Origin of the sequence: Flavobacterium sp. HJSW_4, from assembly GCF_042436695.1 — a bacterium.
In the GTDB taxonomy this organism is placed as follows: domain Bacteria; phylum Bacteroidota; class Bacteroidia; order Flavobacteriales; family Flavobacteriaceae; genus Flavobacterium.
In genome coordinates, this window is the sequence record NZ_JBHNPP010000014.1 from 131,376 (window position 1) to 142,236 (window position 10,861).

General features: G+C 32.8%; 14 protein-coding genes. 3 read left to right on the plus strand and 11 right to left on the minus strand.

Features of this window, described 5'->3' with window-relative positions:
• Positions 1-10 precede the first annotated feature (10 nt).
• Together prfA and ACE01P_RS14640 are read left to right on the plus strand one after the other, a co-directional pair.
• Positions 11-1,087 (plus strand): peptide chain release factor 1, encoded by a 1,077-nt coding sequence (gene prfA / locus ACE01P_RS14635; protein ID WP_379699094.1) that lies wholly within the window; start codon positions 11-13, stop codon positions 1,085-1,087.
• A gap of 333 nt (positions 1,088-1,420) precedes the next feature.
• Complete coding sequence (locus tag ACE01P_RS14640) at positions 1,421-2,551, plus strand: hypothetical protein (protein WP_379699096.1); 1,131 nt, start codon at positions 1,421-1,423, stop codon at positions 2,549-2,551.
• A gap of 348 nt (positions 2,552-2,899) precedes the next feature.
• On the opposite strand, the gene ACE01P_RS14645 is transcribed toward ACE01P_RS14640, so the two are convergent.
• The 11 genes from ACE01P_RS14645 to ACE01P_RS14695 all read right to left on the minus strand — a co-directional run bounded on the left by ACE01P_RS14645 (position 2,900) and on the right by ACE01P_RS14695 (position 9,547).
• Positions 2,900-3,277 (minus strand): hypothetical protein, encoded by a 378-nt coding sequence (locus ACE01P_RS14645; protein ID WP_379699098.1) that lies wholly within the window; start codon positions 3,275-3,277, stop codon positions 2,900-2,902.
• 30 nt (positions 3,278-3,307) lie between these two features.
• Positions 3,308-3,667: a hypothetical protein gene (locus ACE01P_RS14650; protein WP_286967504.1), complete on the minus strand. Its 360-nt coding sequence runs from the start codon at positions 3,665-3,667 to the stop codon at positions 3,308-3,310.
• Between the two features lie 47 nt (positions 3,668-3,714).
• Positions 3,715-3,999, minus strand: coding sequence for a YtxH domain-containing protein (locus ACE01P_RS14655; RefSeq protein ID WP_379699100.1), 285 nt, complete (start codon positions 3,997-3,999; stop codon positions 3,715-3,717).
• Positions 4,000-4,059: 60 nt separating this feature from the next.
• A complete protein-coding gene (locus ACE01P_RS14660; RefSeq protein WP_109192514.1) occupies positions 4,060-4,212 on the minus strand; it encodes a lmo0937 family membrane protein in 153 nt (50 codons plus the stop codon).
• A gap of 37 nt (positions 4,213-4,249) precedes the next feature.
• Positions 4,250-4,897 carry a porin family protein gene (locus ACE01P_RS14665; protein WP_379699102.1) on the minus strand — a complete coding sequence of 216 codons (648 nt, stop codon included), beginning with the start codon at positions 4,895-4,897 and terminating at the stop codon, positions 4,250-4,252.
• A 44-nt stretch (positions 4,898-4,941) separates the two neighbouring features.
• Positions 4,942-5,511, minus strand: coding sequence for a DUF4142 domain-containing protein (locus ACE01P_RS14670; protein WP_379699104.1), 570 nt, complete (start codon positions 5,509-5,511; stop codon positions 4,942-4,944).
• 291 nt (positions 5,512-5,802) lie between these two features.
• Positions 5,803-7,587, minus strand: a complete 1,785-nt coding sequence (locus ACE01P_RS14675) for a CHASE3 domain-containing protein (RefSeq protein WP_379699106.1) — start codon at positions 7,585-7,587, stop codon at positions 5,803-5,805.
• 10 nt (positions 7,588-7,597) lie between these two features.
• On the minus strand, positions 7,598-8,047 hold the full coding sequence (locus ACE01P_RS14680; protein WP_125719171.1) for a response regulator: 450 nt from the start codon (positions 8,045-8,047) through the stop codon (positions 7,598-7,600).
• 21 nt (positions 8,048-8,068) lie between these two features.
• Complete coding sequence (locus ACE01P_RS14685) at positions 8,069-8,620, minus strand: helix-turn-helix domain-containing protein (protein ID WP_379699108.1); 552 nt, start codon at positions 8,618-8,620, stop codon at positions 8,069-8,071.
• A gap of 158 nt (positions 8,621-8,778) precedes the next feature.
• Positions 8,779-8,964 carry a CsbD family protein gene (locus ACE01P_RS14690; RefSeq protein ID WP_071636919.1) on the minus strand — a complete coding sequence of 62 codons (186 nt, stop codon included), beginning with the start codon at positions 8,962-8,964 and terminating at the stop codon, positions 8,779-8,781.
• Positions 8,965-9,073: 109 nt separating this feature from the next.
• Entirely contained in the window at positions 9,074-9,547 is a 474-nt protein-coding gene (locus tag ACE01P_RS14695) for a Dps family protein (protein WP_379699110.1), read from the minus strand.
• Between the two features lie 153 nt (positions 9,548-9,700).
• Here ACE01P_RS14695 and ACE01P_RS14700 point away from each other — a divergent pair.
• Positions 9,701-10,861, plus strand: a 1,161-nt coding sequence (locus ACE01P_RS14700) for a DUF5723 family protein (RefSeq protein ID WP_379699112.1), incomplete at its 3' end; no start/stop codon positions are given.

Consider the following 10,861-nt stretch of genomic DNA (forward strand, 5'->3'; position numbering starts at 1 on the left):
GAAAAAGAAAATGTTAGATAGACTTCAATATGTAAAGCAGCGATTTGATGAGATTTCGGATTTGATTATTCAGCCGGATGTTATCTCTGATCAAAAGCGTTATAAGCAACTGAACCAAGAATACAAAAGTATTAAGGCTTTGGTTGAAAAGAGAGAAGAATACATTGTAGTTTTGGCAAATATCGATGAGGCTAACGAAATTATTGCTGACGGTAGTGATGCTGAAATGGTGGAAATGGCCAAAATGCAGTTGGATGAAGCTAAGGAGCGTTTGCCAGAATTGGAGGAGGAAATCAAATTTATGTTGATTCCGAAAGATCCTGAAGATGCTAAAAACGTTATGGTGGAGATTCGCGCGGGAACGGGTGGAGATGAAGCGAGTATCTTTGCAGGTGACTTATTCAGAATGTATACTAAATATTGCGAAAGCATGGGGTGGAGAACTTCTGTTGTAGATATGAACGAAGGTACTTCGGGAGGTTTCAAAGAGGTTATTTTTGAGGTTTCTGGAGAAGATGTATACGGAACTTTGAAGTTTGAAGCGGGTGTTCACCGTGTACAACGTGTTCCGCAGACTGAAACTCAAGGTCGTGTGCATACATCGGCGGCTACGGTTATGGTTTTACCAGAAGCGGAGGAGTTTGATGTTCAGATCGATATGAACGAAGTTCGTGTAGATTTCTTCTGTTCGTCTGGACCTGGAGGACAATCAGTAAATACAACGAAATCGGCTGTACGTTTAACGCACATTCCAACAGGATTGGTGGCGCAATGTCAGGATCAGAAATCGCAACATAAAAATAAAGACAAAGCCTTAATCGTATTACGTTCTCGTTTGTACGAAATGGAATTGGCGAAAAAACAAGAAGAAGATGCTTCTAAACGTAGTTCTCAGGTAAGTTCTGGAGACCGTTCGGCAAAAATCCGTACGTACAACTACGCTCAAGGTCGTGTAACAGATCACAGAGTTGGTCTTACACTTTACGATCTAGGAAACATCATGAATGGTGATATCCAGAAAATCGTTGCCGAGCTTCAGTTGGTAAACAATATGGAGAAATTGAAAGAAGCTTCAGAAGTTTACTAACGTAAACTTCTTAGATGCTAAGATACTAAGTTGCTAAGGTTCTGAGTTTTTCTCTTGGAACTTATAAATAAAAAAAGCCGAACAAAATGTTCGGCTTTTTTTATGGAAAAAACTTAGTATTGAAGCTTCAGGTTAATAGCGCAAAGAAAAACTCAGAGCCTTAGTATGTTAGTGCCTTTAGGAAAAAACTTAGAACCTTAGCAACTTAGTGTCTTAGAATCTTAATTATTTCAAAAAAAAATGTATTTTCGATTCGTTTTATAAGAAAATATTTAATTAAAGTACAAAACATGCCCCAGCCTAACATGATAAATAGGTTTAATCTTAAAATGTATGAAGAAAATAATTTTACTTTTTGTTTTAGCTTTAGGTATTGCTTCTTGTTCTAGCGATACGCCAACGCCACCGGAAGAGACTCCGACTTATGCAGATACGAAACCTACTCAGACGAAGTACAAAGCGTATTACGGAGAAAAACTGACTAAGTCTTCTGGTTCGGCTAAAAGTGCAGAAACGGGTTCGGGTACAGAAACTGTTAAGCCTATTTCTGTTATTGTTTATCCGTTAACCAAAACTATTTCTTTTTCAAATATATTTGAGAATACGACTTTTCAATACGCTATTCTCAATACAGAATACAGTGGTTCTGCGATAATTTATACTTTTAAAATCAATGAAACGACTTACACTTGTAAGATTACAGAAAAAACACTTTCTGCTCCAGCATCTGTTGTAATTTCTTCAGGCAGTGTTAGCTATAGTTTTACGGTTACAGAAATAGATAAGAAAAAAATAAAGAAACTGCTAATAAAAGAAGTTGCTACTTCGCCAAATGTGGTAAGTGCATATAGCAGAGAATATTTCTATTCGGATACGTTGGTTAGATCAATGGTTTTTCGTTATAAAGATCCAAATACTTTGGCAGATGTAGTTCGTGACATCAAATACAATTACAACGGATCGAAATTGGAAAGTAGAGAAACGGCTGATAAAAATGGTGTTTTAATCTCTAAAGTAACTTATCAGTATACTAATAATTTGATTATGAAAGCTGTTTTTACCAATGCTGACGGAAAAGTAACTTCAATAACAAAATACGAATACGACGGATTCGGCAGAATTACAGGTATTTTTGCCGGAAACAGTACAGAAACAAATTATGATTTAATAAGATATCATAGTTACGAAAAGAATAAATTGCTGACGGTTTATACCAACTCTAAAGAGACTTTTAGAGATACTGAAGTTTCTATTTATGATGAAACACGTAAGCTTTTTATGGTGACGCAGGATAAAAGTTTAGATCCTTTTATTTCTTTGCCAATAACAGAAACTACTTATACCAATACCGAAGGTCAAGTAACGAAATATCCAGACAGAAGCTATGAGTTTTCTGATGATGGTTATGTCCTAAAAACGGTAAGCGAAGCTGATACAACAATATATTCTTATAGAGAAGAGTAGTGGATAAAGATGGTTAAAACCAAAAAGCCGAACATTTTGTTCGGCTTTTTGGTTTTAAATAAAGACAAAGAAAGAAAACCTTTGTTACTTTACCCCTTTGAACCTTTGTACCTCAAAGAAAAAAAGCCCAACCTACTTCCCCAAAAGTAGATTGAGCTTTTTTGTAAAAATATATAGTGACGGTCTTGTTTCATCAATCGTTTCCCCAAAAACGTATGATGAAGTTAGACACCTAGAAATACTCTCGTATATTCAAAACATTTATATAGATTCGAGTAAACGTATACACCATTTTTTATCATTATTTCGCTAAACTTTTCCATAATAATTTAAATTAAGTTTGACAAATTACTCTCTAGACGGTTCATATTGTGATGACTCTTCTTCATCTTCGGAAGATTCATGATGAGGTTTCGAAACCAGATTCGTTACGATAAGTTGAACGATAGAACCCAAAACACCTTTAAACATCGAATCGCCTTTTCCGACAATGAATCTCTTTGCGAGATAACCAATTCCGATACTAATTGCAGATTGTGCAATATGGCTTTTAAAACCAACTGTTTCGTTGATTTCTTCGACCGTGTTTCGAATCAAGTTTATTGGCTTTAGGTTTTCCTTAATGTCATCGATATGGTCTTTTATGGCGCACCATTCTGTATCCTGGCGAACTTCTAATTCCTCGATTTTTCGATTTAACTGATCAATATTGTAAATAGCCTCCATAGTCTTTTTATGTTTATTAATAAATTAAATCTACTTTTTTGTTTCTTTTAGAATACTTGAAATGATAGTATTTCCGATCGGAGTTTTTATCAATTTATGATGTGATTTTACAACCACAATCACTACAATAAGATAAAATAGCGCCATGATAAAAAAGCCGTAGTAATACTCTCCAAGTTCTTTTCCAATCCATAAACTGATCCCGATATTTAGGAACAAAGTGAAAAATGCAACAACAATACCAATCGCTATCTTTGAAGCCAATGATGAAGCACCATCAGCTACTGAACATACCGTTTTTAGTTTTAATAATTCTAAACTTGTTTTAGCATAGTTTTCAGCTTTTTCATAAAGATTTAAGTCCTCGTTTGTTGTTGCATTTGGTTCCATGATATAGGGTTTTATGGTTTGAAAATTTCACTAATTAATACTGCAGATTAATAGTTTGATTTTACTGTTTTAACGTCGTCTTTCAGCGTATTGTAATCTTCTTTAACTTGGTTAAGTTTAGATTTTCCTTCTTCGATAATTTCTTTACCGTTTGAAGTAATTGTGTTTACAACGTTGTCAAATTTTGTTTTAAGATTATCTCCGTAATCTTTTGATTTATCTTTGATTTTTTTTCTTGTGTTTGACCCTTTGTCTGGTGCAAATAAAACACCTATGAATGCTCCCGCCGCTGCGGCTCCTAAAATTCCTAAAATTGTGCTACTAGTTTTCATAATAAATTAATTTTAATGGATTAATATTTAATAATTTGTTGATTTAATAAAATGTGATTTTTAAATTTCTCGACCTTTAATAAGTCGAAGCAATACTGCAATAATGGCAATTACCAATAGAATATGGATAATGCTTCCGAAACTGTAAACAAAGAACCCAAGAGCCCAAAGTATCACCAAAATCACTGCGATTGTATATAATAAATTTGACATGGTTTTTTATTTTAGTGGTTAATAATTAATTTTTCGTTTAGTTTAACTTATACGAAAGGTATAATGTCAAGTTGCTATTTTTTGCGTCTGGAACCGTAAAGGTTGTTCCTGCGACAGTTCTTTCTTTTCCAACAGTTGTTAAACCGTAGTTGTAACGAACACCAATACTGATTGGGTCAAAATCAACTCCAACACCTGCAGCGATACCTGCGTCAAATTTTGCAAGATCATCTCTGTCAATTTCTTGATCAAAATCGAAAGATCCGTCTCCCGTTATTTTTGAACTTACTAAGTACGATGCATAACCACCGGCGTGAATATTAAAGTTCTTAGTTACATTTACCCTAACTAGTAATGGAACTTCAATATAATTCAGTTTAAATTTTGTACTCCCACTTGCAAAAGCATTATTGTATTCAAATTCTGCTCCTTTTGTGGTAAACAAAATCTCTGGCTGGATGGCAACGAAATCTGAGATAGGAAGCGTGGCGTAAACCCCAGCATTAAACCCGTATAAAATATTGTTGTCATCGACGTCATCTCCACTACCGTATAGGTTCGACATATTGAATCCTCCTTTTACCCCAAATTCGGTATTTACATTATTGTCCTGAGCGTGCAGCATTCCAAACGAAGCTGATAAAAAAAGTGTTAAGGCGCATAAAAAATTGGCTTGTAATTTCATAGTAGATAATTTAGTTAATAGATAGATAAAAAGATAATAGGCGTTTATTCATTTTGTTTTTTTATTCTTTCAGCCTCTCGTAAGAGTTTGTATTGTTCTGGTAAAAATCTAAGAACCAGTTCTAAAATTTGTTTATCATTTGTTTCTCTAGAAATAGTTTCAAGTAACTCAATCTGGTCGCATATCGCGTCTGTCATGGCATCTAAATAGATGCTGTTAAAATCATTATTACTAGCATCTACGAGGTTGTACAGGTCTCGTTTGTGCATGGCATTTATTTCAGTAATGACAATGAGCTTTGATGTGGCCATTTTTGTTATTTCTTCAAGCAATTGATTTTCTTGAACTTCGATTCTTTTGCTTAATTCCTGAACAATAACATCTGAACTTTTTTGTTGCGCAATTTGACTTTTAGAAATAATAGATTTACTAACATTCGCCACCGAAATAAAAAAAAAGACTTCTGTTTCTTCTCTTTCATTTTTTGCAAAAGCCTGATTTTTCAAAGTATTTTCAATCGGATTAATCTTTCTGCAAGACGTGATGCATATAATTAATACGAATAAGAAAAAGACTTTAAAATACACAGTCTTTAAGTGGGGTATTGCTTTCATTATTACTTCCTGAAGTATTACATTACAAAGATGCTAACGAATGAAAGATTTTCCTTTACAGCATAAAAATGAATCGTTATATAATTCCCATTATAGAATTTTTTAAAGGGTTTATCCTTTTAAAATCAATGGTTTGTGGAGTTTGAGTTTAGTGTAAAAAAAAAGAAATTATAGATTTTTCTATAATTTCTTTTTCTGTTTTAGGTATGATGTCGAGATTTTTTTTCTTACAAATAAGTTGAGAAACAATCTCTTTTACAATTTTTAAGGTTTTCGAATAAAAATAAAACTTTAATCGGGAAGAAATACCGTAAATGTTGAGCCTTTACCCAAAGTGCTATCGGCTGTAATATGTCCTTTATGGTTTTCGACAATTTTTTTGCAGATCGCCAATCCGATTCCGGTTCCTGGATAATCTGTTTTAGAATGAAGGCGCTGGAAAAGAATAAAAATAGTTTCTTTAAACTGCGGGTCAAATCCCATTCCGTTATCTGTAAAAGTGATTTTATGAAATTTCTTTACAGATTGTTCCAAAATTTCTGGATAATCGGAAGAATTCACTTTTTCACTAGAAATTGAAATTTCAGGTTCAATATCAGGCTGACTGTATTTTAAAGAGTTTCCAATTAAATTAATAAACAGCTGTTCGACTTGATAAGGAATTACAGAAAGTTTAGGAAGTTTAGAAACCTTAATAACAGCTTTCTTTTCTTCAATCATTTCTGCCAATTCAGATTCTGCGTTGCTCAGAAGTTCGTTCAAGTTTACTTTAATGAATTCTTTTTTCGTGGTATTCGTTCTAGAAAACAGCAAAAGATCGTCTATTAAAACACGCATTCTTTTTGCTGAACTTTCAATTTTGGTGATATAATTTTTACCGCTTTCGGACATTTTTTCTTTATCGGCATCCGAAACTCTCGAAATAAAAGTCTGTATTTTTCGAAGCGGTTCTTGCAAATCGTGACTCGCAACGTGATTGAAAGAAGCCAATTCTTTATTGCTTTTTTCTAATTCTTTATTTCGTTCCTGCAATTCGATATTTAGAAGATGTTCGTCTGTAATATCAAAGTTAATTCCAAGCAAAATTTTACTGCCTTGTTGATCGGTAACTAGTTTTCCTGTTGTTTTAAAATAACGGACTTCAAAATCTGGGCGTACGATTTTATAGTACACAAACGGAAGATGTTTTTTGTCTAAAATTCCGTCTATGGCTTTTGCCACAGATTCTTTATCGTCTGGATGAACATATTTTAAAAGTGTCGCTTTATTTGGAGCGAAAGATTTTGGCTCAAGGCCTAATAATCGAAACTGATTGTCTGAAAAATCTATTTTATCCGAATCTAAATCCCATTGCCAAGTGCTGAATTTTCCAATACTTTCAGATTCAGAAATCAAACCGCTTGAGATTAAAAGTTTTTTATTGAATACTTTCAAACGCTCAAAATCACGGCTAATTTGTCTGTAAGATAATAAGATGAAACACAAGGCAACCAAAAATAACGAAATAGAAAAAAGTGGACTTAATGAAATTTCGGCATCGTAAATTTTAAGCCTTTTTTTAAGATACGTTTTTTCAATATCGTTCATTTCGTCGACCTTAAAACGAATGTTTTCCATCAAGATCCTTCCGCCAAACATGTGGTTGTCTAGCTTTCTTTTGTCATATGTTTTTGGATCGCTGTACTTTAAACAATTTTCAAAAGAAACAAAGCGCTGTGTTATGAGCTTAAAAAGTTTCTGAAGATTTTCCTGTTGCGGTTTGTTATCAGCAGTTAGTTTTTTTAAGGTAATAAAGGAAGTATTTACCTTATCGCGCGAATAGATGTAAGGAGTTAAAAAACGGGCATTGCGAGTGATGATGTATCCTCGCTGGCCCGTTTCTGCATCTTTTATAGCCGACATTAATCGTTCGAGCTGTATGTTAATTTCGTAAGTATGCATAACCAATTTACTCGATTCGTTCAAGTCTTGATTATGTTTGTAAGCGATTGAAGAAAGAAATAACAGAATGAAAACTGCGATTACAAAAATAACTCTCAAAGAGTTTGAAGAATTAAAATTTGGTATCCATTTCATTGGTATGCTCTTATTTTAGTCGCAGCAAGAAATTATCACGGTTTAACCCAGAGGTATGATAGTGCCAGTTTACAGTTACGACTTCATTAATTATTTTTTTCAATGTATTGAAATCGCTTGGCTTTTTGATGTAAATATTAGCTCCTTGAATAAAAGTATCTTCAATATCTTCTTCAGAAGAAGAAGTAGAATAAATGGCAATAATTATATCTTTTAAGTGGTCCGTTTTTTTGATTTCAATCAAACATTCTTTACCTGTTTTCTTAGGCATGTTCAAATCTAGAAACAAAATATCTGGAAGTTTATTGTCTGGGTTCATCAAATGATCCATCAACTGCATTCCGTCATGAACAAAATTTACATTTGTCTGTATTTTTATTTCTTCGAACGCATCTTTAAAAAAAAGACGGTCATCTTCATCATCATCGGCCAATAAAATGTGTAATGCGTTTTTTTGCATTTTGAATGTGGTATTTGGGTTTTATTTTAAATTTTCTCTTCGTTTCTTAATAATTCTCTGAAAAGCAGATGGAGTAATTCCAGTTGTATTTTTAAACTGTGTACTCAAATGCGCAACGCTCGAATAATTAAGTAAAAAAGCAATTTCAGTCAAACTCATTTCGTTGATAATGATTAGCTGTTTTGCTCTTTCAATTTTCTGCAAAATAATAAAATTTTCAATAGAAGAATAAGTTACTTCTGAGAAAACATTTGATAAATAGCCGTAACTGTGGTTTAGCTTTTCTGCCAAAAACACAGAACTTTTGTAATTATTGCTGTCGTCCATAAATACAAGTTCGATAATCGCATCTTTTATTTTTTGGACTAATACACTTTTTTGATTTTCAACTACTTCAAAACCACACGGAGCCAAATTTGTTTTTAAATTCTCCAATGCTTCGGCATCTAGATTGTCTTCAATCTCAATTTCACCAAAGCCTAGAGTTGTAAAATTTATGTTATTTTGTTCTAGGTTTTGTTTTAAATAAAGAGAGCAAATAGTGTTAATGTCGAACTTTATAAATAGTTTCATTTTATAGAAATTTGGTTAAAGATACTTATTTTATTTGGTGTTTTTGCTTTTAAATGATATAGAATTACAAGTAAATGTGATTTTAAAATAATTTTTTCAAAAAAATACCGCCTAATATTTTTTACTAGACGGTATTTCCCTGATTGAGTTGCAAGGATTTACAAATCAGACAGGATTTGATGAAATTCTTCTTTTGTTTTTCCTAGTTTTTGCTGAAGTTTTCCGTACATTTCATCTTCTTTTCCTTCAGCAAACATCAAATCGTCATCTGTTAATTCAGCATATTTTTGCTTCAATTTTCCTTTTAACTCATTCCAGTTTCCTTTTATTTCTGTAGTATTCATGATCGTGTTTTTTTATTGTTTTATGTAATGTAAAATTGCAAAACTTCAGTCGGCCTTTTGTTACATTTATTTTTTTGACTGTTGCATAATTTTCATTTTTGCACTTTTTTTATTCCTGATATCTTCTCAGAATCCAAGCCATTTTTTCGTGCTCCTGCAGTAATCCTGTTACAAAATCGGCAGAACCTATATCATTATTTTCGTTTTCAAAAACAGGAATATAACCTCTAAATTCGGTTACCAATTGTTCATGGTTTTCTAAAAGTTCAGATAGCATATTTTTTTGTGAAGCATATTCTTTAGGAGATTCTTTCAAAGTAGAATTATCTATAAACTCTTTCATTGTCCCGATTGTTTTTTCTCCCAATTGATTGATGCGTTCTGCAACTTCATCAATATTAGCCTCAAGAACGCGGTACTGTTCTTCAAACAATTTATGCAGTTCCATGAAGCTATTTCCTGAAATATTCCAGTGAAATTTTCTAGTTTTTACATATAATGTCATTTCATTTGATAAAATTGTTGCTAAAATAGTAGCGCTCTTTTTTAAATTCTTTGCGGTAATTCCAATATTTGGGCTCATAATTGTCTGTATATTAGGTTGTTCTCAAAGATACTTTTGAAGCCTCTTTTTTTCTTACATAATTCATCAAAGAAGTTACATGAATTCAATGTTTTCTTAACCTTTTTAGGTTTTAATTGTTGTAGTTTTGCGCGCAACTAAAACTAAATTTTAATGAGAAAACAATTACCTATTTTATTTTTTTTAATTATTTCTTTTAGCGCAAAGGCACAATCCTATTTAGGCTATTTTCATGACAACTATGCGGGAGTGCAAAGCGTTTTATTCAATCCGGCTTCTATTGCAGATTCAAGATTTAAGACAGATATAAATCTGTTTTCTATTAGTGGTGCTGTAGAAAATGACTTATATGGCGTTAAATTATTTGATGTTTACAAAGACGGATATGATTTCGAAAGCCAGTCAAAAGTATCTCCAAAAAATGCTAACAACGGATTGGCAAATTTTGATATCATGGGACCATCTTTTATGTTCAATATTGCACCAAAACATACTTTGGCTGTTTTTACAAGAGCAAGATCTGTTTCTAATATCAACAAACTTAACGGTTACCTTGTAGATCAGGTAAAAGACGGATTAGATCAGTCTGAAAGCTTTAATTACAATTTAGGAAATCCAAACGCATCATCTCATTCTTGGGGCGAACTTGGAATTTCGTATGCAGCTGTTTTATTTCAAAAAGATCAGCACTTTTTAAAAGGAGGTTTAACTGCTAAATATCTTCAAGGAGGTATAAATGGTTATGTTCACGGAAAAGATGTGAGAGTTGCTTATGTTGAAAACGCAGCAGATCCGAAAGAAGGATCTTTAGTTTCAAATGGTCAAGTTACCGTTGGAGGTAGTCAAGATTGGGAAGCAAATGATGATTACGAATTTGATTCGAAATCACGCGGATTTGGTTTTGATTTTGGTTTGGTTTACGAATGGAGACCAGATTACGACAAATATGATGTTAGCAAAGCAAAACCAGCAGACAATAATTTTAGAGATTTAAATAAATATAAATTACGTTTCGGTTTATCGGTAACAGATATCGGATCTATCAATTATAAAAACTCAAAAGTTGACACTTATAATGCAAACGGAGTTATTACGCAAGAGATGATCGACGAGGCATCAGATTTATATGATTTCTTAAATGAACATTATACTAAAATTTCAAGTTCAAAAGGAGTAAAAACAAACTTGCCAACTGCGATTCGTGCAGATGTAGATTGGAATATGTATAATAAATTCTATTTGAATCTTAACGGAGACATTAATATGGTTTCTACAAGTAAATTAAACGGTTACGGAATTGCTGATAGAGTTACA